Origin of the sequence: Sulfitobacter sp. S190 (assembly GCF_025141935.1) — a bacterium.
Classification (GTDB): domain Bacteria; phylum Pseudomonadota; class Alphaproteobacteria; order Rhodobacterales; family Rhodobacteraceae; genus Sulfitobacter.
On record NZ_CP081120.1, the window covers coordinates 2,372,812 to 2,395,834 of the forward strand.

The 23,023-nt window shown below is 64.4% G+C and carries 20 protein-coding genes and 1 riboswitch; of the genes, 4 read left to right on the forward strand and 16 right to left on the reverse strand.

Going from position 1 to position 23,023, the window contains the following annotated elements; translation table 11 throughout:
- Positions 1-117: 117 nt before the first annotated feature.
- Positions 118-1,041, forward strand: a complete 924-nt coding sequence (locus tag K3756_RS11890) for a DMT family transporter (RefSeq protein WP_259987621.1) — start codon at positions 118-120, stop codon at positions 1,039-1,041.
- On the opposite strand, the gene folP is transcribed toward K3756_RS11890, so the two are convergent.
- The 9 genes from folP to K3756_RS11935 all read right to left on the reverse strand — a co-directional run bounded on the left by folP (position 1,032) and on the right by K3756_RS11935 (position 11,523).
- Positions 1,032-2,021, reverse strand: coding sequence for a dihydropteroate synthase (gene folP / locus K3756_RS11895; protein WP_259993542.1), 990 nt, complete (start codon positions 2,019-2,021; stop codon positions 1,032-1,034). The two genes, K3756_RS11890 and folP, sit on opposite strands and share 10 nt — an antisense overlap.
- A 5-nt stretch (positions 2,022-2,026) precedes the next feature.
- Positions 2,027-2,959 (reverse strand): dihydroneopterin aldolase, encoded by a 933-nt coding sequence (locus K3756_RS11900; protein WP_259993545.1) that lies wholly within the window; start codon positions 2,957-2,959, stop codon positions 2,027-2,029.
- Positions 2,960-3,056: 97 nt separating this feature from the next.
- The gene (locus K3756_RS11905) at positions 3,057-3,713 is read right to left on the reverse strand and encodes a cell wall hydrolase (protein WP_259987623.1); all 657 of its coding nucleotides are present in this window, start codon (positions 3,711-3,713) and stop codon (positions 3,057-3,059) included.
- 128 nt (positions 3,714-3,841) lie between these two features.
- A complete protein-coding gene (locus K3756_RS11910; protein ID WP_259987625.1) occupies positions 3,842-6,382 on the reverse strand; it encodes a pyruvate, phosphate dikinase in 2,541 nt (846 codons plus the stop codon).
- A 99-nt stretch (positions 6,383-6,481) separates the two neighbouring features.
- Positions 6,482-8,710: a glycine--tRNA ligase subunit beta gene (glyS, locus tag K3756_RS11915; protein ID WP_259987627.1), complete on the reverse strand. Its 2,229-nt coding sequence runs from the start codon at positions 8,708-8,710 to the stop codon at positions 6,482-6,484.
- A gap of 98 nt (positions 8,711-8,808) precedes the next feature.
- Positions 8,809-9,630, reverse strand: coding sequence for a DUF1206 domain-containing protein (locus tag K3756_RS11920; protein WP_259987630.1), 822 nt, complete (start codon positions 9,628-9,630; stop codon positions 8,809-8,811).
- Positions 9,631-9,716: 86 nt separating this feature from the next.
- Positions 9,717-10,235: a DUF6446 family protein gene (locus K3756_RS11925; RefSeq protein WP_259987632.1), complete on the reverse strand. Its 519-nt coding sequence runs from the start codon at positions 10,233-10,235 to the stop codon at positions 9,717-9,719.
- The gene (locus tag K3756_RS11930; protein ID WP_259987634.1) at positions 10,232-10,594 is read right to left on the reverse strand and encodes a glyoxalase superfamily protein; all 363 of its coding nucleotides are present in this window, start codon (positions 10,592-10,594) and stop codon (positions 10,232-10,234) included. Before K3756_RS11930 ends, K3756_RS11925 begins: the two co-directional genes overlap by 4 nt.
- Complete coding sequence (locus tag K3756_RS11935) at positions 10,591-11,523, reverse strand: glycine--tRNA ligase subunit alpha (RefSeq protein WP_259987637.1); 933 nt, start codon at positions 11,521-11,523, stop codon at positions 10,591-10,593. The genes K3756_RS11930 and K3756_RS11935 overlap by 4 nt, the downstream gene beginning before the upstream one ends.
- 180 nt (positions 11,524-11,703) lie before the next feature.
- On the opposite strand from K3756_RS11935, the gene K3756_RS11940 reads away from it, so the two are divergent.
- Positions 11,704-13,512 (forward strand): serine protease, encoded by a 1,809-nt coding sequence (locus tag K3756_RS11940; RefSeq protein WP_259987639.1) that lies wholly within the window; start codon positions 11,704-11,706, stop codon positions 13,510-13,512.
- A 15-nt stretch (positions 13,513-13,527) separates the two neighbouring features.
- On the opposite strand, the gene K3756_RS11945 is transcribed toward K3756_RS11940, so the two are convergent.
- The 5 genes from K3756_RS11945 to metZ form a co-directional block, all read right to left on the reverse strand.
- Positions 13,528-15,120: a thiamine pyrophosphate-binding protein gene (locus tag K3756_RS11945; RefSeq protein ID WP_259987642.1), complete on the reverse strand. Its 1,593-nt coding sequence runs from the start codon at positions 15,118-15,120 to the stop codon at positions 13,528-13,530.
- Complete coding sequence (locus K3756_RS11950) at positions 15,120-16,568, reverse strand: TrkH family potassium uptake protein (RefSeq protein WP_259993546.1); 1,449 nt, start codon at positions 16,566-16,568, stop codon at positions 15,120-15,122. Before K3756_RS11950 ends, K3756_RS11945 begins: the two co-directional genes overlap by 1 nt.
- 147 nt (positions 16,569-16,715) lie before the next feature.
- A complete protein-coding gene (locus K3756_RS11955) occupies positions 16,716-16,997 on the reverse strand; it encodes a DUF1127 domain-containing protein (RefSeq protein ID WP_259987644.1) in 282 nt (93 codons plus the stop codon).
- A gap of 200 nt (positions 16,998-17,197) precedes the next feature.
- Positions 17,198-18,292: a GTP cyclohydrolase FolE2 gene (gene folE2 / locus K3756_RS11960; RefSeq protein ID WP_259987646.1), complete on the reverse strand. Its 1,095-nt coding sequence runs from the start codon at positions 18,290-18,292 to the stop codon at positions 17,198-17,200.
- A gap of 101 nt (positions 18,293-18,393) precedes the next feature.
- A complete protein-coding gene (gene metZ / locus K3756_RS11965; protein WP_259987648.1) occupies positions 18,394-19,611 on the reverse strand; it encodes an O-succinylhomoserine sulfhydrylase in 1,218 nt (405 codons plus the stop codon).
- 71 nt (positions 19,612-19,682) lie between these two features.
- Positions 19,683-19,759, reverse strand: a riboswitch (SAM riboswitch).
- Between the two features lie 124 nt (positions 19,760-19,883).
- Between metZ and K3756_RS11970 the strand changes: the two genes are divergently transcribed.
- Together K3756_RS11970 and K3756_RS11975 are read left to right on the forward strand one after the other, a co-directional pair.
- Positions 19,884-20,834 carry a hypothetical protein gene (locus K3756_RS11970; protein WP_259987650.1) on the forward strand — a complete coding sequence of 317 codons (951 nt, stop codon included), beginning with the start codon at positions 19,884-19,886 and terminating at the stop codon, positions 20,832-20,834.
- Complete coding sequence (locus K3756_RS11975) at positions 20,767-21,462, forward strand: glutathione S-transferase N-terminal domain-containing protein (RefSeq protein WP_259987652.1); 696 nt, start codon at positions 20,767-20,769, stop codon at positions 21,460-21,462. Before K3756_RS11970 ends, K3756_RS11975 begins: the two co-directional genes overlap by 68 nt.
- On the opposite strand, the gene K3756_RS11980 is transcribed toward K3756_RS11975, so the two are convergent.
- Positions 21,459-22,085 (reverse strand): inner membrane-spanning protein YciB, encoded by a 627-nt coding sequence (locus tag K3756_RS11980; protein WP_259987654.1) that lies wholly within the window; start codon positions 22,083-22,085, stop codon positions 21,459-21,461. The two genes, K3756_RS11975 and K3756_RS11980, sit on opposite strands and share 4 nt — an antisense overlap.
- Before the next feature lie 5 nt (positions 22,086-22,090).
- Positions 22,091-22,993: an EamA family transporter gene (locus K3756_RS11985; RefSeq protein WP_259987656.1), complete on the reverse strand. Its 903-nt coding sequence runs from the start codon at positions 22,991-22,993 to the stop codon at positions 22,091-22,093.
- Positions 22,994-23,023: the final 30 nt, after the last annotated feature.

The window sequence follows — 23,023 nt, forward strand, 5'->3', positions numbered from 1 at the left end:
TCTCTTGTCAAAGGAACCCGCGACGCACACAGAACGTTCCCGTCGCAAGTGTCGCACCCCATTGACCCTATCGGCCAAGCGGTATCTCTAGGCGCTACCCATCAGTCAGGACATTGCATGAATACCCAACCGCAGATCACACCGGCCAGCTGGCTGATGGTGGCAATACTTGGTCTGACGTGGGGGGGCACCTTCATGGTGACCGAAATCGCGCTGACCGGAATGACGCCTTTCTGGCTGGCCGCATCGCGCATCGGCTTTGCCGCCGTTCTGATGAGCGCGGTCTGGGGCGCGATGGGGTTTGCGCTGTTCGAGGCGCCGGTGGAACGCGGGACATGGGGTGTCATCACGGTGATCGGCGCGATCAGTTCGGCGGTGCCTTTCAGCCTGCTGGCGTGGGGTCAGCAGCATGTGACATCGGGCTTTGCGGGCGTGTCGATGGCAGCCGTCGCGTTGATCGTGCTGCCGCTGGCGCATTTCTTTGTGCCCGGCGAGCGGATGAACCTGCGCCGCGGCATCGGATTCGGGGTCGGGTTCGTGGGGGTGGTGATCCTGATCGGGGCGCAGGCCTTCGAGGCGACAGGCAGCGCGTGGGAAACGCCGGGGCGCATTGCGTGCCTGATGGCGGCGAGCTGCTATGCCGTGGGATCGGTGTTGATGCGACGTCTGCCAAATGTGAACCCGATCGGGTTGGCCACGGTATTGCTGATCATCGGTGCGTTGATCACCGTACCGCTGGCGCTGACGGTCGAGGGGATCCCGCAGGTGCCATCCGCGAAGATCCTCGGCGTGCTGGCGTTTCTGGGGCTGATCCCCACGGCGGCGGCCAACCTGTTGCGGGTGCTGGTCGTGCGCAGCGCGGGTCCGGTGTTCATGTCCCTTGTGAATTATCAGGTGCCGGTCTGGTCGGTGGTGCTGGGCGCGCTTGTTCTGGGCGAGCCGTTGCCCCAATCGCTGTTGCTGGCGATGGGGTTGATCCTGTGCGGTGTGGGGCTGAGCCAGTACGGCGCGCTCAAGCGGTTGTTCGGCGCTCAGGCCTGACCGCTGACGCTGGCCTGCCACAGGGCCAGCGCCTGACGGGTTTCGGCCACATCGTGCACGCGCACCATCTGCACCCCCTGAGCGATCCCCGCCAGCGCCACGGCGATGGAGCCCGGCGCGCGGTCGGAAGCGGCATCCGCCCCGCCGATGGTGCCGATGAACCGTTTGCGCGACGCCCCGAGCAGCAGCGCCACCCCCAGCCCGTGCAACACGCCCAGCCGTTCCAGCAATGCCAGATTATGCGCCTGTGTTTTGCCAAACCCGATACCGGGGTCCGCCATGATCCGGTCGCGGGGAATGCCGACCGCTTCGAGCGCGTCGAGCCGACGGGCAAGGTGGTCGTACACATCCAGCACGACGTTTTTGTAGGTCGGATCGCGCTGCATCGTGGCCGGATCGCCCTGCGCATGCATGACGCAGACCGGCACGCCCGCCTGCGCCGCAACCCCCGCAAGATCGGGGTCGTAGGTAAAGCCCGACACATCGTTGATCAGCGTGGCCCCCGCCGACAGGGCCGCCGATGCCACGCTGGATTTGCGGGTGTCGATTGAAATGACCCCATCGAAGCTAGCCGCCCGCAGCCCCGCGATCACCGGTGCGGTGCGCGCGATTTCTTCGGCGCTGTCGACGGTGTGGGCGCCGGGCCGGGTGGATTCGCCCCCGATGTCCAGCACATCGGCCCCCGCGGCCGCCATGGCCAGCCCCCCCGCCACCGCATCGTCGAGAGCGGCATGTTTGCCCCCGTCGGAAAAGCTGTCGGGGGTGGTGTTGACGATGCCCATGATGCGCGGCCGGTCGAGCGTCAGCCCCGCCAGTGGCGCGCGCGGCCCGGTCAGTTCGGCGCTCGCGTCCCGGGCGGCGATCACCTGCGGCGGCGCGGTGCGCGACAGAACCTCGACATGGGTAAACCAGCCCCAGCCCCCCGCCAGCACAAGCGCGTCGGACGGGCGGCTGCGCCCCCCCTGCACCAGCGGCCGCATATAGGTCACAGTGTGGCGTCCGACGCCAACACGACCCGCAGCGGGACCGATGCGCTCTCGGGGCGCTCTGCGCCAATCACAAGCATTTCCTGCGCATCGAAAGTGGCCGCGAACCAAGCGGCGAGCGCCACGCTGTCACGCGGTTGGGCCGATGGCGTATCGACGCTGTCGAGCACGATTTTGGACGGTGCCCAGACGCAGGTCTGGCCGTTTTTCATGGCCCAGTCGAGTTCGGTCCGGGTATCGACGACAACGCAGCGCGGATCGCGGGCCGCCAGCACCCAGGCGTTTTGTTCGATGGCCAGCAGATCAATTCGGCGCTGTGCCATCTTGTGCGCCACTTGCGGCGCCGGCGTGTCGGAGGCGCCCACGCACAGGATCAGCGGGCGGCCCAGCGCCAGCAGTTGATCCAGCCAGCCGCCCAGATGCGGCGAGCCGATGGCGTCATTGCCCAGATACACCAGCTCGGGCTGCGGTGTTTCGGTCGGCAGATCGGCATCGGGGGTCACGTCGCCCTGTTCGCGGGCCCGCACGATTTCGACGCCCAATGCGCCCGGACCGCGGTCGAGCTTTTCGATGCGCACGAAGACCCGCATGGCCTGCGGTTCGAGCAGGATGCGTTCGGCGACACGTTCGGCAAGGGTTTCGAGAAGGGCCAGACGCTCGACCGCGAGCTCGGCGGCAATCGCTTCGGTCACGCGGTCGTAGCTGAGGATGCGGTCGACATCGTCGTCGATCGGTCCGGTGAGCGGCTGCACCTCGACCACCACGTTGAAGCAGATGCGCTGGGTTACGCCACGCTCGGCCTGAAAGGCACCGATTTCGACCTCGACCGTGTGGTCGCGCAGGGAAATGCGGTCCAGCGGGGCGGCATCTGTAGCGGTGGCCTCTGCCCGCTCGGATGGGTGGGCAAAGGCAAGTCGGGTTTCGGATGGCATGTCGGCGCTCGCTTGGGCTTGGGGCAAGAATGCGTCCGTTATAGACGCTGCCCGCCTGATAGCAGGGCGACATGCGCCCTGCCAGAGCCGCTTTGCGTCAGTTCGACGCGGTACGTACGCCGCGGCGGTAGAACAGGTGCACACCGATGCGGGCGGTCCGTGTGAACTTGCGCGCCCAGCTGGGGCGTACCGCGGTCGTGTGATAGAAGGTCGCGCCATCGGTGATGTCGGGCGCGCGCCCGTCGATCACGGCCCGCGCCACCTTGGCCACCCGCTCGTAGGCGCGCGGCTCGCGGATGTGTTCGGGATTGCCGTCACAGGTATAGGTGAACTGGCACTGGTATTTCTTGCCCGTGCCCTGATTGATCACCGAACAGAAGCTGTTGGGGAACCGCGAGGAGTTCACCCGGTTCTTGATGACTTCGGCCACGGCAAACTGGCCTTTGACCGTTTCACCGCGTGCTTCGAAATAAAGCGCTTCGGCGAGGCATTTGAACTGCGCCGAGCCGGATGCCTTGGGCTGGCTGTCGATCCACGCGCGCGAAAACTTCACGTCGCCCTGTTTGGCCGACGCTTTTGTCACTGTCGTGCCCAGCTCCTTGAGCCGGTCCGGCGATACCGTTTCGAGACCCTTGGCCTCGATGCGCGCCAGATCGTCGGCGGCTTTGGTGTTTGCGAGTGTTGCGGCTGGCAGCGCCGCGATCAGTGCGAGTGCCAGCGCACCCTTTTTGAAACCGTTAAATCCGGACCCCATTGTCCTTCCCCCAAGTTATGTAAATATGCCCCGCCGCTTAGACGGAACTTTACGTGCCGACAAGCGTTGACGCAGATTTTGGGCAAGGGTCCGCTCAAATCCGATAAGTTTACTTAAATAACAGATGGTTACTCGCCAATTCGGTCTGAAATCGCAAGTTGTGCTGCGGCCAGCCGTGCCACCGGTACGCGGAAAGGCGAGCATGAAACATAGTCGAATCCCACCTGTCGGCAGAAGGCAATCGATTCGGGATTGCCGCCGTGTTCGCCACAGACCGACAAGGTGACCCCCGGCTGGGCCGCCCTGCCCCGTTCCGCGCCCAGCTTTACCAGCTCTCCCACACCTTCGTAATCGAGGGTGTGAAACGGGTCTTCGCTGAACACGCCCTGCTGGACGTAGTCGGACATGAAGCGGCCCGCGTCGTCGCGGGACAGGCCGTATGTCATCTGGGTCAGATCGTTGGTGCCAAAGCTGAGAAAGGCGCAATGGGGGGCGATTTCGCCGGCGCGCAGGGCGGCCCGCGGTGTTTCAACCATGACCCCAAGACGGTAGGTGAAATCGGTTTCATGGGCCGTGCGCACCGCGGCGGCGACCGCGTCGATGGCCACCTTGACCAGTTCGACCTCGCGCTTGGCAGAGACCAGCGGGATCATGATTTCCGGCACCACCGGATCGCCATCGCGGCTGGCCTCGACCGTGGCCTCGAAGATGGCGCGGGCCTGCATTTCGTAGATTTCGGGCACGGTGACGCCCAGACGCACACCGCGCAGCCCCAGCATCGGGTTGTATTCGCCCATCGCCTCGATCCGGCGGGTCACATCGGAGCGCGGCAGACCAAGGGCTTCGGCCAATTCGCGCTGGCCGTTCTTGTCGGCGGGCAGGAATTCGTGCAGCGGCGGATCGAACAGCCGGATGGTCACCGGCTGGCCCTGCATGATGCGGAACAGTTGCACGAAATCGTCGCGCTGCATTGGCAGCAACCGCTCCAGCACGGCGCGGCGCCCGTCCGAGGTATCGGCAAAGATCATTTCGCGCATGACGGTCAGGCGACCGGGGTCAAAGAACATGTGTTCCGTCCGGCACAGGCCGATGCCGTGGGCGTTGAAATTGCGGGCCGTCTGGGCATCGGCGGGGGTATCGGCGTTGGCGCGGATCCCGATATCGGCGGCCGCGTCTGCCCAGTCCATCAGCTTGCGGAAATAGTCGTCCAGCGCGGCTTCCTGCATTTCGGCCGCCCCGGCGAGCACCTGCCCGGTGCTGCCGTCCACGGTGATTTCGTCGCCGGCGTGAAACACGCGCCCGTCGCCGGCGGTGATCGTCTTGGCGACGAGGTCGAACTGCATGTTGGAGGCCCCCACCACGCAGGGCAACCCGATGCCGCGCCCGATCACCGCGGCGTGGCTGGTGATGCCGCCGCGTTCGGTCAGCACCGCGTGGGCCGCGTGCATGCCGCGGACGTCTTCGGAGGAGGTTTCGCGCCGCACGAGGATGCACGGTTCGTTGCGCGAATGGGCGGCCTGTGCTTCGGCGCCGTCAAACACCAGCTTGCCCGTGGCCGCACCGGGGCTGGCGGCGATGCCGTGGCCGATCACGTCACGCGGCGCGGAAGGATCGATCTGGCGGTGCAGCAATTCGGTGAGCAACCGCGACGGAACCCGCATCAGCGCCTCTTCCCGCGGGATGATCCCGTCTTCGGCGAGCGTGACGGCAATGCGGACCGCCGCGCGCGACGAGCGTGCCACGCGCACCCCGTCGAGGATGTGCAGCGTGCCGTTGTCGATGGCAAATTCAACCTGCATTTCTTCGCGCAGACGCACGCGCATCAGGCTGGCGTGGGCCTTGAGCGTTTCAAACGCATCGGGCAGCGCGTCTTCGAGCGAGGGCCCGCGTGGATCACACACCAGATAGAGCGCATCTTCGTCGCCTTCCAGCGCGTCGCGGCCCTGGCTTTGTGCCAGATACCGCCCCGTGACCTGTGGCGCGCCGGTGTCGCTGTCGACCAGTTGCAGCACGCCGGATCCGCAGCGCCCCGCGCCGACGCCGAAGATCATTTCCTGCACCACCAGCCCCAGACCCGCGTCGGCGGGCGCGCCCTTGGCCTGACGCAGCAGCCGTGCGGAGGTGCCTTCCCACGCGCGCGCCATCGAACGCAGCACGGCGGCGAGCTGGATCCGGCGCAGTTGCGGAAAACGCTCTTCGGTTTCGTCCTCGTAGGCGCGCAGGGTTTCTTCGAGCGCGCTGCGGCCTTCGCCGGTCACATCGTCGAACATATCGGGGTCGAGCCGCATGACGTTGATCGCGTAGGACTGGATAAAGCGGGTGTAGATCTGCGCGGCGGCGGTTTCGCCCATGCTGTCGCAGAAGCGCTCGAAACGGGCATCGTTCATGCCGATGTTCAGAACCGCCCCCGGCCCGCCCCAATCGGGATCCTGGCTGCTGGGCCGCACACAGAGCAGGGCATCGCGGTCGAACTGGTCCACGACCGAACCGACGTCGGGCAGTTTGTCCTGCGCGATGCGGTGCACCGTCTCGAACGAAAGAGCGACGGTACGCGGGACAGGCAAATCGAGCCGCACCAGACGCTGCAAGCATTTCGCACGCCCCCCGTGGGTCGCCGTGGCGACGGGGGCGGTTTGCGTAATCAGCGTGGTATCGGGGTTATTCTGCACCGCAGCATCCTTTCACATCGGATGCACCATAGGAGGTTTGGCGCACATGGCAAGCGCCGCGTGACGGGCGCCGGGCGTCCCGTCACGTCGCGCGCGGCGCTATCCTTCGATGCGCGTGAGGTCGGCCACACCGGTACAAATGGTGCGGATGCGGCTGAGCAGATTGAGCCGGTTGCGGCGCACGGTCGCGTTGTCGGTGTTGATCTGCACCGCGTCGAAAAACGCATCAAGCGGGCCGCGCAGCCCCGCCATCGCGGAGACGGCGGTGGTGAAATCCTGTGCCTGCATGGCGGGCGTAATCCTGGCCTCCGCCGCATCGAGCGCGGCAAAAAGCGCCTTTTCCTCGGGGGTTTCGGCGAATTTCACGTCCGCACCGTAGGAGTATTCGACGCCATCGGCGGCTTCGGCCTGCGACAGGATGTTGTTGGCGCGTTTGAAGGCCTGAATGAGGTTACCGCCATCGTCGGTTTTCAGCGCATCGGAAAGCGCCCGCGCCCGTTTGACCAGCAGGTTGAGATCATCCGATCCGTCCATCGCGATGCAGGCATCGATCACGTCGTGGCGGATGCCCTGATCCTTGAGATAGACCTTGAGGCGGTCGTGCAGGAAGGACAGCAGGTTATCCGTTTTGGCAGGCACGGCTTCGCGCAACTCACCAAAGCTTTCGGAGGGGAGTTTGTGATCCTTGCGGTGCAGGAACGCATCGAAGGCGGCACCGAACACGCCATGCTTGGCAATTTCGCCGAGCAGGTCGTTCACATCGGCCTCGTGCAGATCGGGCTTGGCCTGCGCCTTGTTGCGCACGAGCTGGACGGAATTGAGATGATCGAGCGCCACGTGCAGATCGTTTTCCACCAGAATGCGGATCACCCCGAGCGCGGCGCGGCGCAGGGCGAAGGGATCCTTGGAGCCGGTGGGCTTTTCGTCGATCGCCCAGAAGCCGGTGAGCTTGTCGATCTTTTCGGCCAAGGCGACGGCGATGGACACGGGTGCCGTTGGCACCGCGTCCGACGGCCCCAGCGGCGCATAGTGTTCTTCCGCGGCGGCGGCGATGGCGTCACTGTGGCCTGCGGCGGCGGCGTAGTAGCGGCCCATGAGGCCCTGCAATTCGGGAAATTCATAGACCATTTCTGACGACAGGTCGGCCTTGGCCAGCTTGGCCGCTTGCCGCGCCTCCTGCGGGTCGGCGCCGACCATCGGGGCCAGTTCGCACGCCAAGGTCGCCATACGCTCGATCAATTCGGCCTGTGTGCCCAGCTTGTTGTGGAAGGTCACGTTCTTGAGATTGTCGACCCAGGCGTCCATGCCAGCGTCGGACGTGGCGGTGCGCAGGTCGTTGTCCCAGAAGAATTTGGCGTCGGCCAGCCGAGCGCTGAGCACCTTTTCGTTGCCTGCGAGGATCGTGGCACCGTTGTCGGCGGTTGTGCGGTTCGCCACGGTGATGAACCGCTCGATCCGGCCCGTCTTGGGGTTGCGCACGGAAAAGAACTTCTGGTGTTCTTTCATGGAGGTTTGCAGCACTTCGGCAGGCAGATCGAGAAAGGCATCACCGATGCGCCCCATCAACACGACGGGCCATTCCACCAGACCGGCCACTTCGGCCAGAAGGCCCGCGTCCTCGACAACCTCGAGCCCGTTGGCGAAGGCGGTGTTGGTGGCGTCGTTCCAGATCGTATCGCGCCGTTCCGCGCTGTCGAGCACCACATGCGCGCGCTTGAGCTTGGTCGTGTAGTCGTCAAAGCCGGTGACCGTGATCGCGTCGGGCGCAAGAAAGCGGTGGCCGTAGGTCAGGTTGCCAGCGGTGATCCCATCCACGTCCAGCGGCACGACGTCTGCGCCGTCTTCGCGGGTCAGGATGCACAGGATGGACTGCAACGGGCGTACCCAGCGCAGGCTGCCGCTGCCCCAGCGCATGGATTTGGGCCACGGGAAATTGCGGATCGTGTGGTCGAGCACTTCGGCGATGATGTCTGCGGCGGGCCGTCCGTCGCGGGTGATCTTGGCGAACAGGATCTTGCCCTTGGGGGTGTCGCGTTCCTCGAGGTCGTCGCGGCTGAGGCCTGCGCCGCGCAGGAATCCTTCGATCGCCTTTTCGGGGGCGTCGGCCTTGGGGCCTTTGCGTTCTTCGACCGTGCGCGGGCTGGCGTCAAGCACGCCTTCCACCGTCAGGCACAGGCGGCGCGGTGTCGCGAATGCCGCTGCGGAGGCATAGGTGAGGCCCGCCTCGACCATGCCGTTGGTCACCAGCTTTTTGAGATCATCGGCCGCGCGCGACTGCATGCGGGCGGGGATTTCTTCGGAGAAAAGTTCAATCAGCAGGTCTGGCACGGGCGCGTCTTTCTGAAGTCAGATAGGTCGCCATCGCAATAGCGGTGCGGCGCGCCCGCGTCCACCCCCGCGCGACAGGCGGGGGCCGTCACCTGCGTTCAGGACAGTTTGTTGGCCAGCGTCTCCACGTCGGGTCCGTTGATGCGGGGCACCACGCGGTATGCGGCTTCGACAAAGTTGTAGAGCGCGAAGGCCAGCACCCCGATGCCCGCGACACCGAGCAGAATCCGCCCGTAGGCCACGCTGCGCAGTTGCTGGAGCGCCTGACCCAGACCGCCGGCGCGTTCGGGATCCCCAAAGAAGGCCGCCGCCGCAATCGAAAGGGCCACCAGCGCCAGCAATCCGCCGTAGACGACCAGACCGCCCGTCAGCACCGGCGAGAGTTTCGTTGTCAGCGACGAGGCCGCCAGGTGGTCCTTGTATTTGCCGCTGAGACCCTTGTACGCGTAATAGATGCCCGCACCGAGCAGGATGCAGGCGCCGATCCCCACGAGAATGCGCCCCTGTGGCATCGCCATGACCTTTTGGGTCCAGTCCGACGTGCTGTCGCCGCCGCTTGACTGGCCCTGCGCCAGACCGATCACCGATACCCCGATGGCGCCATGAAGCAGGCCCGTCACGATGAGACCCGCGCGCGAAAAGAGACCCTTGGCATCCGTGCCCTTGTCATCGACATCCGCAATGCCCGCGATCACGCGCCAACCAAGATAACAAAAAAGCCCCAGCGCGATCAGCCACAACAGCGGGGTGCCGAAGGGTTCGGAGCGCAGGGCCACCAGCGCGTCCTTCGTGCCGGATGTGCCGACCGATTTGACCGCGGCAAGGATGGCAAGAAAGCCGACCGCCACGTAAATCGCGCCGCGCGCGCCGTATCCGGCCCGCATGACCCATTTCAGTCCTTCGTGTGATTTGTCAGCCATTGCGCATCTCCCGTTGAGGAAGAAAGGGCGCGGCGGCCCGTTTGGTTCCGTGCGCGCCCAAAGAATGCGTCAGACCACCGCGATGATCACGGCCTGCGGGGGCATTCCTCGCCGACGATCGTGCCGTCGTAGGCCTTTTCGCCGCAATCGTTGAGCTCGTGCCAGATATAGCCGCGCCCGTCGTCGGTGATGGCAACGATCCGGTCGACCCCGAAAGCGATGTTCTTTTCGCTCAGAAACACGAGGGCCGTGCCTGCGGTGATGTCTGCCCCGATCGCTTCGGCGTCAAAACAGTCGAACCACCCCGGCGCGTTGCGCGGGCTGACGTCGGTGTCGACCATCTGGTAGGTTTCGGTCAGCAACGCGAGGCTGAAGGGGGTTTCGAAACAGGCGCGGTAGCGGATCGGCGAGCTGTCTGCATCAATGGCGCGGAACGCTTCGGTCGGGATGGGTTCGGGCTGCCCCGAAGAGAGCGACACCAGCGCCACGCCATCGTCGGGGGCCGCGACCTCTTCGTAGAAACCGTAGATTTGCAGATAATACAGGGCTGCGCCCGCGATCAATGCCGACACCAAAATGATAATTCCTACGATTTTGCCGCTCATCCCGCGTCCTGTCCGAAACACAGCACATTGTCGTCGGGGTCGGTGACCTCGATTTCGCGCATGCCGTAAGAGGTGACATCCGGGCCCTTGTAGGGCTGCTTGCGGGTGTCGAGATGTGCGATCATTGCGTCCATGTCCGGCACATAGAAATAGGCGCGCCAGTTGTCCCATGCCTCGCCCGGGCCATCCCAGCTGTGCAGGAAAATCTGCGCCGCACCCGCCCGGAAGATGCCGAAGCCGGTGACCGGATCGCCCGCCTCGTTCACCACGGTGTCAAAACGCAGCTCGTCCATGTAGAACGCCTTGGCCCGCTGGTAATCGGACACGCGCAGGACCGGGGTGGCGTTGACGTAGCTCACGCCGCGTCCCCGGGTTGCCAGCCGCCGGCACGGGTCTGCACGAAGGCATCGGCGCACATTTTGGTCAACGCCCGCACCCGCCCGATATAGGCCTGCCGTTCGGTCACCGAGATCACGCCGCGCGCGTCGAGCAGATTGAAGATGTGGCTGGCCTTGATCGCCTGGTCGTAGGCGGGATGGGCCATCACGATCCGTTTGCCCGTCTTGGGGTCGTCGTGCGGTGCCTCGATGATGGCGCGGCATTCGGCCTCGGCCTCTTCGAAGTGGCGCAGCAGCACGTCGGTGTTGGCCACGTCGAAGTTCCAGCGCGCGTATTCTTCTTCGGTCTGTTTGAACACGTCGCCGTAGCTGAGCGCGATGGGCGCGTCGGGATCGTTGAAAGGCATGTCCATGACGTGATCCACGCCCAGAATATACATCGCCAGACGTTCCAGACCGTAGGTCAGCTCCCCCGACACGGGGTGGCAGTCGTGCCCGCCGACCTGCTGGAAATAGGTAAATTGGCTGACTTCCATGCCGTCGCACCAGACTTCCCAGCCCAGCCCCCACGCGCCAAGCGTCGGGCTTTCCCAATCGTCCTCGACAAAGCGGATGTCGTGCAGGTCCATCTTGATGCCGATCGCCTCGAGCGATCCCAGATAGAGGTTCTGGAGATCGGGCGGGCTGGGTTTGATCAGCACCTGATACTGGTAATAATGCTGCAACCGGTTCGGATTTTCGCCGTAGCGCCCGTCGGTGGGACGGCGCGAGGGCTGCACATAGGCCGCGGCCCACGGTTGCGAGCCGAGCGACCGCAAGGTGGTGGCCGGGTGGAACGTGCCCGCGCCCACTTCCATGTCGTAGGGTTGCAGCACCGCACAGCCCTGACGCGCCCAGTAGTCCTGCAAGCGCAGTATGATTTCCTGAAAGGACCGGGGGGTTTGCGCCATCGTCTTTTTCCTTGCCGTTTGACCGCCCTTTTATGGCGAGACGCGCCGCCGCGCAAGCCGCCGCCGTGCGGGGGCCACACGGCCTCGCAAATGTCATCGGACATGTGCTTTACCTTGTGGCAATCGTTGCTAAATCCTGTTTATGTGCCGCAATTGCAAACCCAGTGAGTGTTCCTGACGATGATCCGTTCTCTATTGGCTGTTCCGGCCGCCCTGTGCCTTCTTCTTCTGACGTGGAGCAGCACTGCGCTGGCGCAGCAGGGCAACCCCGATGATGTGGTCTGGGTGCAGGTCGAAGCGCAACCGTCGCTGACCCGCGCCACCGACCGTGCCCGCGCCTATGCCGCGCAGCTCGATGATGTGAACGGGTTTGCGGTCGGCGGTGGTTGGTACGCGATTGTCGTGGGCCCCTACCGGCGCGCCGATGCGGAGCTGGTGCTGCGCAGTTACCGCCGCGACCGGATCATCCCGCGCGACAGCTTTATCCAGTTGTCGAGCCGTCTGCGCCAGCAGTTCTGGCCCGTAGGCGCCAATGTGCTGGGCAATGGTGCCGTGGCCGCGCCCGAGAGCACCCTGCCCGCGACCGCCCCCGAAGCGCCCGTGACGGACACACCGGTGGAGCCCTTGGCGCAGGACACCGAGACCCCCGCGGCCCCCGCGCCCGCGGACGAGACGCCGCAGCAGGCCCGCCAGTCGGAACGGCTGTTGGACGGTGACGGGCGCAAAGCCCTACAGATTGCGCTGAAATGGGCGGGGTTCTACACCGCCGGCATAGATGGATCGTTCGGCCGGGGCACCCGCAATTCGATGGCCGCGTGGCAAGAGGCCAACGGTTTCGAGGTCACCGGCATTCTGACCACGCAGCAACGCGCGGTGCTTTTGCAGCAGTACAACGCGGTTCTTGACGGTATGGATTTGCAGATCGTGACCGACACCCAGGCCGGCATCGAAATGCTGGTGCCGCTGGGCGTGGTCGCATTCGACCGATACGAGCCGCCGTTCGCGCAGTACAACAGCACCGGTGATGTGCCCGCGCAGGTTCTGCTGATCAGCCAGCCGGGCGACCGCGCGACACTTGCCGGTCTGTACGAGATCATGCAGACGCTGGAAATTGTGCCGCTTGAGGGTCCGCGCGAACGCAAGCGCGACAGTTTCACGCTGGTCGGAGAGGACGCGCGGCAGATCAGCTATACCGAGGTGACGCTGCAAAACGGCGAAATCAAGGGATTCACCCTGATCTGGCCCACCGGTGACGAAGAGCGCCGCCGCCGTGTGCTGGGCGAAATGCGCAGCAGTTTCACCCGGATCGACGGTGTGTTGAGCCCGTCCGCCGGTGTGGCGGGCACCCAGTCCATCGATCTTGTCGCGGGGCTTCAGATCCGCAAGCCCAAGTTGTCGCGGTCGGGGTTCTTCATCACCGCGCGGGGCGATGTGGCGACGACGGCGCAGGCGGTGCAAAGCTGTAGCCGCATCACGCTTGATACCGATACCGAAGCCATGGTCATTGCACAGGATGCGGCCAGTGGCATTGCGTTGCTCAAGCCCAGCGCGGCTCTGGCGCCGCTGGCGGTTGCACAGCTGACCGCGCAGGAGCCGCGGCTGCAGAGCGAGGTCGCGGCCGCCGGTTACAGTTTCGAGGGCGTGCTGAGTGCGCCGTCGATGACCTTCGGCACGCTGGCCGATGTGCGCGGGCTGGACGGGGAAGATACGCTCAAGCGGCTGAGCCTGAAGGCGCGTGACGGGGATGCGGGAGGACCGGTTCTGGACCAGTCCGGGCAGGTCATCGGGATGATGATGCCACGTGATGGTGGTGAGGGTGTGCTGCCCGAGGACGTCAGCTTTGCCCGCGACGCAGCCTCCGTCGTTGCGGCCAGTGCGGAAGCCGGATTGACTTTGCCCGCTTCCCAGATCACCCCCGCGGGGCTGACACCCTTCCAGATTGCGCAGCGCGCCACCGGCATGACCGTGCTGGTCAGCTGCTGGGACTGAGGCGCGCCCGAGCCTTCAGGCGATATCGGGTGTGACGTAGATCAGCGTCGGGCCGTCCGCGTCAAAGGCGGCTTTCACGGCCGTTTGCATGTCGGCAAGTGACGAAGGTGCGACAGACCTTGCGCCAAAGGCTTCGGCCAGTTTGCAAAAATCGGGATTGCGGGCGACGACGGCATTCGGGGCGATCTGGGCGCGCACCATGCTGTCCTCGATCTCCTTGAGCTTGCCATTGTCCCACAGGATGATGGGGAGCGGCAGGCCGAGTTCGACCGCGACGCCCAGTTCCGGCATGGTGTAGTGGAACCCGTAATCACCGATGATCGCGAGTGTCGGTTTGCCCTTGCGTGCCACCGCGCCGCCAATGGCCGCAGGGGTCGCATAGCCGAGGGTGCCAAAGCCGGATGGATGGTGCCAGTGGTGCGGCTGCGGCATGTCCCAGACCTCCTTGGCGGTATAGGCAAATTGGGTCATGTCGGAATAAATCATCGTGTCGTCCGGCAAGGCCGCGCGCAGCGCGTCGCAGACCGGCACGATGCCGGGGCGTTCGGCCATGATTTCGGCCCGCCAGCGGGCGCGTGCGGCGCTGATGTCGTCGGCCTGCCAGTCGCTGTCACCGGTCCAGTCCGCGGTGGCCTGCTGCAGGGCGGACAAGACCGCCCCCGCGCAGCCCGTCACCCGCACGTCCGCGTTTTGCGCGTCGGCAAGCACGGTGGGATCACGGTCGATGCGGATCAGCGGCGCGGTGTGCCCCAGATCGGCGCGCCACAGATCGACCTGCGCCAGTTCGGTACCGACCGCGATCACCAGATCGGCCTGCGCGATGTCATCCGCGCTGCTTGCACGGCTGAGGGTGGAGCCGAACGAGAGCGGATAGTCGTGCGCGATCAAACCACGCCCCGCGTAGGTGCAAAAGGCCGCGGCCCCTGTCTGGCGCAGCACATCCATCAGCGGCGCTGCGGCTGGCACGCCCCCGCCCACGATAAACAAGGGGCGGCGGGCCGTGCGCAAATGGGCGGTGATCTGGTCGATGCCGGGTGCTGGCGGCGTGCGGTCCACCATTTGTGCGGGCCTTGCCGGCGCGGGGTCTGCGGGTGCTTCGAGATGGCGGATCGGCACATGCACGACCTTGGGACGGCCACGCACCACTTCTGCGAATTCCTCGAAGGCGCGGTCGATCAGGCCATACGCGGCCCCTGCCCCCTGCGCGGTTTCGGACCAGTCCGCCACGGTTGCGGCGGCCCCTTGCTGATCTTTCATCTGGTGCAACTGGCCCTTGCGGGCCGCCGTTTCATCAAGGCAGCTGGCGATCACCAGCATGGGCACCGAATCCGAGTAGGCCTGCCCGATGGGGGTGAGGATGTTGCACAGCCCCGGCCCCGTGATCACGTAAGCCACGCCCGGTTTGCCGCTGGCGCGTGCATAGCCGTCCGCCATGAAGCCCGCGCCCTGTTCGTGGCGTGCCAGAACATGGGTGATCCCCGCTTCTTCGATGCCACGGTACATTTCCTGATTGTGCACACCAGGTATGCCGAAGATCACGTCAACGCCGCGGTCCTTGAGCATGTGGGAAATCTGTGCGCCGAGGGGGCGTTTTGTCGGTTCAGCCATCAGGCCCTCCAGAAATTGACCGTCAGGATGACGTAGACGACCATCAGCTCGAGCCGCCCCAGCAGCATCGCGATGGTGAGTATCCATTTCGCCGTATCGTTGAGCGGCGCAAAATTGCCCGCAGGCCCGATGATGTCGCCCAGACCCGGACCGATGTTTGCCAAAGCGGCGCCCGCCCCGGAGACGGAGGTGATAAAGTCCAGCCCCGTCAGCGACAGCGCCGCCGCCACCAGACCCAGTGTCACCACGAAGAACATGAAGAACGACATGACCGAGGTCAGCACGTCTTCGCTGACCGGGCGGCCATCGTAGCGGGGGGTAAAGATGCCGTGGGGCGACCGGATGCGCATCAGCTGTGCCCGGATGGAGGCGAACAGAAGCTGGTAGCGGAAAATCTTGATCGAGCAGGCCGTGGAGCCCGCACACCCGCCGATAAGGCCGATGAAGAAGAACAAGGCCACGGCAAAGCCGCCCCACTGCATGTAATCGACCGAGGCATAGCCCGTGCCGGAAATGATCGAGGTGACGTTGAAGAGCGCCTCGCGCAGCGTGCCTTCGATCTCGAGGCTGATGCCTTCTTCGAGCACGATCAGCAGCATGAGCACGAGGATCGCGATGGTGGCCACAAAGCCGCGGACCTGCGGGTCGCGGTGCAGCGCGTATGGGTTGCCGTTGATCAGCTGCACGTAGCGCACGAAGGGAAGTGCTGCGAGGATCATGAAAACCGTCGCCACATACTCCATCGAACCCGAGAATGTCCCGAAGGAGGCATCATAATTCGAAAATCCGCCCGTCGAGATCGTCGTCAGCGCGTGGGTCGTGGCATCGAAGACGTTCATGCCGAACCACAGATAGGTCAGCGCGCAAATCAGCGTCAGCCACAGGTAGATGCCCGAAATCTGGGTCGCGATCTGCCCCGCGCGGGGCAGGATTTTGCCGAAGGTGTCAAAGGCTTCGGATTTGAAGATCTGCATGCCGCCGACGCGCAGTTCGGGCAGGAACACCATCGCCACGACGATGATGCCGATCCCGCCAAGCCATTGCAGGATGCCGCGCCAGATCAGCAGTCCCTTCGGCAGGTCATCGAGCCCCGACAGGACGGTGGCACCGGTGGTCGTCAGGCCCGACATGGCCTCGAAGACAGCGTCGACGGTGGTGGACTGGGTGGCGCCGATCATGAAGGGGATGGCTCCGAACAGCGGCAGGATCATCCACACAAATGTCGTCAGCAGAAAGGTTTGCTGGATCGTCAGGCCTTCGCGCACGCCACTGGCGCAGGCCAGCGCAATGACCGTGCCGCTGAGGATCGTGATCGCGGCGCTTTCGAAAAACACGGGCCAGTGCCCGCGCCCTTCGGCTACGTCGACCAGCAAAGGCACCAGCATCGCCAGCCCCAGCACGGCCACCAAAAGGCCAATCACATATCCTACCGGGCGCACGTCCAACATCATGGCAGGGTTGGCGCTTCGCCGATCAGGTGTCAAGCGACGCAAGGGTGAGCCGCGCGAAAAAGAAAAAACCCGCGGCGGGCCGGTATCGGCGCGCGTCGCGGGCTTTGTCAGGGGGCCGCCCGGCTTTACCGGGGGGCCAACGTATCAGACGTAGTAAAGATCGCGGAAAACGTGGTGCACGATTTCGTCGCGTTTGATGCCGATATCGGCAAGCTCTGCGTCCGATTTGCTTTGCAGCGCCTCGATCTGGCGCACACGTGCAGAGGAGGTTGACGCGTGCATCAAGGCCACGTTGATCGCGCGCAGGACAGCGCCGATCTGGCTGAGGACTGCGGTGGCTGTCAGGAAGGGAGCGGGCGCCGTGGTTTGGGCGCGGGCGGGCATGGCAGCGTTGAATTGGTCGGTTGTTGTCGATTGGTATGCCATTTTGAGCACCTATTGGTCAGTTCGGGATCATCCCCGTGACGCCTAGATAGGCCGCCTGTGGGCCGGTCAGTACCGCCAAATGCGCATAGCCGCTGCCCGCTTCGCGCAGCTTGGGGGTGCATCCCCTAACACGCGGACGCAAAAGGGCCGGACCCGCGATCTGCGGTCCGGCCCTTGTAGTGTCACGAAGGATGGGTGCGTCAGCCCACGTGGAAAAGCGTGTTGAACAGTTTGGGATCAAAGCTCGTCTGCGCGAAGGTCGGGCCCTCGGTCAGCACGGAAACGGCGTCATGGCTGTGCAGGCTTTCCTGATGGCTCGCGATCACGCGGAAATCGGAGATGCGTGTGTCCGCGAGAAGCTGTTCACAGAACAGGCGCGCTGCGTCTTCGACAAAGATCGGGTTCGCCGCGTTCAGCTCGGCAAAGGCCTGTTCGTCCTCGCGTTTGACCATGACCTGGGTTTCGGTCGGGACCGCACGGCGGCAAGCGTCGATCAGATCCTCGAACCACAGACAATCGGCGCCCTCTTCGATCAGCACCGATACCCGCGCCACGGAGCGTTGCGAATGCGGCGTGGCCAGTTGCCCGCGCGTGGCGCGCGCGTGTTCCGACAGCTCGAGCGAGCAGGGGCAGGTCGAGGAATAGACATAGTCAAGATGCACGATTTTCTGGCGCACACCGTTCTGTTCCACCAGTTCCAGCGCGACGTCGTAATACTGGTACCCTTCCAGACCCGACCGCAGGCTGGTGGTCTTCATCGGGAAGGAGAAGCGCATCTGGATGCGGGCGTCAAAGCTTTCGAGATCGGTGATGTAGTCGTCCAGCGCGGCGTCGATCACCTCGAAGCTGAACGTCGCATCGGCATGCTTGTAAAAGCTGCGCATGATGCGCGACATGTTGATGCCCTTCTTGTCCGCTTCGAGGCTTACGGTGCCTGTCACGGACGCTTCGAGCGTCAGATCGCCGTTGTCACGGGTGTGAAAGCGCACCGGCAGGCGGAAGTTGGAGATGCCCACGTGCTGGATCTGCTGCTTGGCGCCGCGGATCAGGCTGGACGGTCCGTTCTGCAGGTCAGGCAGTGTGTTCTTGTAGGCCGCATCCGCATCGAAATCTTCGGGATAATCGCGTGTCAGCAAGGGATAGCCGTCACCGCTGGCCAGCATCTTGGCGATTGCCGGATCAAGTGTGGCAATGTCGCTTTCGCTGGCCTGAGCTGCGAAAGCGCGCAGGGTATCCAATGCTGCCTCGGCCTCGTCCCGGCCGGGAACCCCTTTGATGGGCATCACGATGTTCATGGATCATTTCCCCTTTTGCTACCGGATCATTACATAGGATCATGACCCGGTTTTTCCAAATCTTTGTCACAGATACGTGGCACAGGGTGCAGTTGGATCACTTATTCCGCCGGTGCCTGTTCCATTTCCGACGCCACCTGTAACGCCTGTTCGAAATCCGCGATCAGATCGCCTGTATCCTCCAGCCCGACGCTGACGCGCACCAGACCTTCGCTGATGCCCAGCGCATCTTTCTGGTCTTGCGGCAGACGTTGGTGGGTGGTGAAGGCAGGCGGCGTCAGGATGGTTTTCGCATCACCGAGATTGTTGGAGATGACACCGACCTTGATGCTGTTGAGGAAGGCATAGGACGCGCGTTTGCCGCCGCGCACCTCGAGGGCGAGCACGGTGCCCCCTGCCCCTGTCTGGCGTGTGACCAGATCGTGCTGGGCGTGGCTGGGCAGGCCGGGATAGATCACCCGCGACAGCATCGGGTGCCCCTCGAGCCGCTCGGCCAGCGTTTGCGCAGAGGCGGTCTGCGCCCGCACACGCAGGTTCATCGTCTCGAGCCCCTTGAGCATGACCCACGCGGTGAAGGGCGACATGGATCCGCCGGTATGCTTCATGTAGGGCTCAACCGTGCCGCGGATGAAATCACGGGTCCCGAGGATCACACCGCCCAGCGCACGGCCCTGCCCGTCGATATGTTTGGTGGCCGAGTAGATCACCACGTCGGCGCCCTGTTCGATGGCGCGGCTGTAGACCGGCGTGGCAAAGACATTATCGACCACAACCAGCGCCCCGTGGGCATGGGCCAGCGCGCTGACCCCCGCGATATCGACAACCGTGAGCGTCGGATTGGAAACGCTTTCGAAAAACACCGCCACCGTGTCGGGGCGGATCGCCGCTTTCCACTGGTCCAGATCAGGCCCGTCGACAAAGGTGACCTCGACCCCGTAGCGGGTCAGGATTTCCTCGAGCACGTAGAGGCATGATCCGAAGAGCGCGCGGGACGACACCACGTGATCGCCGGCCTTGAGCATGGAGGTCAGCGCCCCCGACACGGCGGCCATGCCCGAGGCGGTGGCAAAGGCGTCTTCGGCCCCTTCCAGCGCCGCGATGCGATCTTCGAACATGGCGACGGTCGGGTTGCCGTAACGGGCGTAGATGAATTCATCGGGGCCTGCCTCGACAAAGCGGGCCTCGGCGTGTTCGGCACTGTCGTAGACAAACCCCTGTGTCAGGAAGATTGCCTCGCTCACTTCGCCGTATTGGCTGCGGCGGGTGCCTGCGTGCACTGCCTTGGTCGCGGCATTCCACTTTTCGGGCGTATCGGTCATTTCGTGTCATCCTCTGTGTGCCGACGCGCGGGTTGCGGCACAAAAAAACCCCAGACGCGGTCAAGCGAAAGGGGGCTTTCATCCTGACCTTTTAGCGGAATATTTAACGTGGCCCGCAATCCGGTAACAAATCGCCACGCCATTGCGATACGCCAAACTGCGCGGGCAGGTCAAGACGGGTCTGGCCTCGCGACGCTGGTGTAACGAAATGTTCATGCCGTTGCCCTAGCGTTTCGGGACGATCCCCTGACACATCCGATGAGGACTGGCAGATGCCGCTCATTCAACTGGAAGCACGCGATGGCGTGCTGCGCCTTTTTGGTGCGAGCCCCCCTGCGGCCTGCGTTCTGCGCGGTGCGGCCCGCCGTGCGCGGCGCATCATCGTGATGGTGCACGGAGCGAAATACGCACCGGGCGATCCGCACCATTGCCCGCACCGCAAAATCCTCGGGCCGCGGGGTTGGGCGGCGCATCTGGGCGCGGACCCCGACACCTTGCTGGTGGCCTTTGGCTGGCACGCGCGCGGTGGCCTGCGTCTGGCCCAAGTGCAGGCACGCCGGGACGGCAAACTGCTGGCGCGGACCTTGCGCCATCTGCGTGCCGCTGGCCTTCTCCCACCGGTTCGGATCATGGCCCATTCGCTCGGGGCCAGCCTCGCGCTGGAGGCGCTGCACCACGCGCCTGCGCAGAGCGTCGGGCGCATGCTGCTGCTCAATGCTGCTGTTCACCGCGATCTGGCGCATGATGCCATGCTGACCCCGGCAGGCCGAAACGCCGAGTTGGTCCACCTGAGGAGCGGCGAGAACCTTCTGTTCGATCTCGCGTTCGAGCGGATGATCCCCGGTGCGGGTGCCTTGGGGCGCGGGCCACTCTGTCTGCCGTGGACGGCGGATGTACGCATCGATTGCCCGCGAAGCCTGGCGGCCCTGGCGCGGCTCGGGTATCCGCTGGCGGCGCCGCTGCGCCGGGTGTGCCACTGGTCCGCCTACACCCGCCCCGGTGTCATGCGCCTCAACGCGGCGCTGCTGAACGACGCCAATGCCCTGCCCCTGCGCACGCTGCAGCGGCTGGACGCGCAGGATGCCGCCGCCCCCCTTGCCCCTGCCGGTCAAACGCGCATCATGCCCAAAGCGCATGCGACAGGGAAATTTGCACATGACCACACCCATCGATCTGTATTTCTGGCCAACGCCCAACGGGTGGAAGGTGTCCGTCTGTCTTGAGGAAATGGGTCTGCCCTATACCACCCACCTGATCGACATCGGCGCAGGCGCGCAGTTCACGCCGGCGTTTCTGGACATCTCGCCAAACAACCGGATGCCCGCCATCGTCGACCCCGTGGGGCCGGATGGCGCGCCGGTCGCGCTGTTCGAAAGTGGTGCCATTTTGCAGTATCTGGCGCGCAAGACCGGCCAGTTCTATGGCGAAACCGAACGTGACCGGATTGCCGTCGACATGTGGCTGATGTGGCAGATGGGCGGTCTGGGCCCCATGGCCGGGCAAGCGCACCATTTTCTCAAATACGCTCCCGCGATGGACCCGCCGCAGGATCTGCCCTATGCCAAGGACCGCTACCGCACCGAAGTGGCGCGGCTCTACGGTGTGCTGGACCGGCAGCTGGCCCTTCATCCGTTTGTCGCAGGTGATTTTGTGTCGATCGCGGATTACGCGATCTGGGGGTGGGCGTCGCTTTGGGAAGGCCAACAGCAGACGCTTGACGACAAGCCCAACATGGCGCGGTGGTTGCAGGACATGGGCGCCCGCCCCGGTGTTCAGGCAGGCCGCGCACTGCACGCCGAAAAGCGTGGCGACTTCAAGAAAGACGCGCAGGACACGCTGTTCAAGCGCTAGCCGTCGGCGCTGTCGCGGCCGGTGCCGTCTTCTTCGATCACGTAGGATTGCAGCGCGGCGAATTGCCAGAACAGGAACCCCATGAGCGCGACGGGGAAAGCGAATGTTTCGATCTTGACCCACGCGTCGGTCGACATGGTGCGCCAGACAAATTCGTTGGCGCAGGCCAGTATCACAAAAGCCAGTGTCAAACGGCGGGTCAGGATCATCCAGCCTTCGTGCCGCATCGGCATCACATCGGCCATCACGAATTCGAGCCACGACCGCCCCCGCGCCAGACCGATGGCCAGTATGGCTGCGAGAAAGCCGTAGACGATTGTGGTCTTCATCTTGAAAAACCGCTCATCGTTGAACCATGCCGTCAGGCCGCCGAAAAAGATGACCATGAAGGCCGTGAAGACCTGCATGCGGCTGAGCTGTCCTGTCAGCGCCCACAAGAGGCCCATCGCGATCAGCAAGATCGGCACAAAGACCACGGCGGCCACGATGAAGCCGCTGTATTCGGTGCCGCCCCAGACAAACACGTCGTCCTTGATACGCAGGTAAAGCACGAAAAACACGAGCGTCGGGCCCAGTTCCAGCGCCTGTTTGAGAAAGGGGTTGATGTGTTTCTGCGTCGCCATGGGCGTCAGCCTCCGAATTCTACAATGACCGCACCAAGGGCGATTAACGTCATCAGCGCGACCCTGCGCGGGCCGACCGTTTCCTTGAGCACCAGCCAGCCAATCACTGCGGCAAAGACGGTGGATGTTTCCCTCAGTATCGCGGCCTCGCCCACCTTATCAAGGCGGGTGGCCATCATGATCGCCCCGAAACTGGCGAATGCGACGATACCGCCCACCACGCCCCGCGCCATCAGGGGGCCGGGTGCGGGGCGGTCGGGCATCGCGCGCCAGCGGCGATAGGCCAGTATAGGGAACAAAAAGCCGTCGATCATGAAAAACCACGCCAGAAAAGTAAACGGGTTGGCGGTGGCCCGGATGCCGTAGGCATCGAACGTGGTATAAAGCGCCACGAAAAGCCCCGTGATGACCGCCAGCCCCAGCGCCGCGTTGAGCGTTTCGCGCTCGGTCTCGAGAAAAATCATGTTGTAGAGCGCAAGACCGAAGATGCCGGCCATCAGCACAACCACCCCGAGCCATTGCACCAGCGTGAATGTCTCGGCAAAGATCAGATATGCGCCCAGCACCGTAAAGAGCGGCCCCGTCCCCCGCACCACCGGATAGACCACCGTGTACGCGCCCTTGGTATAGGCCTGGGCCTGCAGCAGTTTGTAGCCGACGTGGATCACCCAGACGCCGGCAAAGATGGGCCACATGTGCGGTTCGGGCCAGGGCACCACGAAAAGCGCGAAGGGGGCGGCCATCACGCAATAGGAGGCGTCAATCGCCCCGCGCGACAGCCACGGATCGTGCCGCCCTTTTTGCAGGGCCCCGAAAACAGCGTGCAGGAACGCGGCCATGAGCGCCAGCACCAGCGCCACGCGGCTGCCCGTTCCGGTCCCCTCGATAGAGATGAGCCAGTCGGTCACCGCTGCGGGCTTTGTCGCGAAGGCAAAGGC

Coding starts and splice junctions, on each gene's coding strand:
- K3756_RS11890 (WP_259987621.1), top strand. CDS start 118: ATGAATACCCAACCGCAGATCACACCGGCCAGCTGGCTGATGGTGGCA.
- K3756_RS11970 (WP_259987650.1), top strand. CDS start 19,884: ATGCCGCTCATTCAACTGGAAGCACGCGATGGCGTGCTGCGCCTTTTT.
- K3756_RS11950 (WP_259993546.1), bottom strand. CDS start 16,568: ATGTTGGACGTGCGCCCGGTAGGATATGTGATTGGCCTTTTGGTGGCC.
- K3756_RS11955 (WP_259987644.1), bottom strand. CDS start 16,997: ATGGCATACCAATCGACAACAACCGACCAATTCAACGCTGCCATGCCC.
- K3756_RS11920 (WP_259987630.1), bottom strand. CDS start 9,630: ATGGCTGACAAATCACACGAAGGACTGAAATGGGTCATGCGGGCCGGA.
- K3756_RS11900 (WP_259993545.1), bottom strand. CDS start 2,959: ATGCCATCCGAAACCCGACTTGCCTTTGCCCACCCATCCGAGCGGGCA.
- K3756_RS11905 (WP_259987623.1), bottom strand. CDS start 3,713: ATGGGGTCCGGATTTAACGGTTTCAAAAAGGGTGCGCTGGCACTCGCA.
- K3756_RS11935 (WP_259987637.1), bottom strand. CDS start 11,523: ATGGCGCAAACCCCCCGGTCCTTTCAGGAAATCATACTGCGCTTGCAG.
- K3756_RS11980 (WP_259987654.1), bottom strand. CDS start 22,085: ATGGCGACGCAGAAACACATCAACCCCTTTCTCAAACAGGCGCTGGAA.
- folE2 (WP_259987646.1), bottom strand. CDS start 18,292: ATGAACATCGTGATGCCCATCAAAGGGGTTCCCGGCCGGGACGAGGCC.
- K3756_RS11975 (WP_259987652.1), top strand. CDS start 20,767: ATGACCACACCCATCGATCTGTATTTCTGGCCAACGCCCAACGGGTGG.
- K3756_RS11925 (WP_259987632.1), bottom strand. CDS start 10,235: ATGAGCGGCAAAATCGTAGGAATTATCATTTTGGTGTCGGCATTGATC.
- metZ (WP_259987648.1), bottom strand. CDS start 19,611: ATGACCGATACGCCCGAAAAGTGGAATGCCGCGACCAAGGCAGTGCAC.
- K3756_RS11945 (WP_259987642.1), bottom strand. CDS start 15,120: ATGGCTGAACCGACAAAACGCCCCCTCGGCGCACAGATTTCCCACATG.
- folP (WP_259993542.1), bottom strand. CDS start 2,021: ATGCGGCCGCTGGTGCAGGGGGGGCGCAGCCGCCCGTCCGACGCGCTT.
- K3756_RS11940 (WP_259987639.1), top strand. CDS start 11,704: ATGATCCGTTCTCTATTGGCTGTTCCGGCCGCCCTGTGCCTTCTTCTT.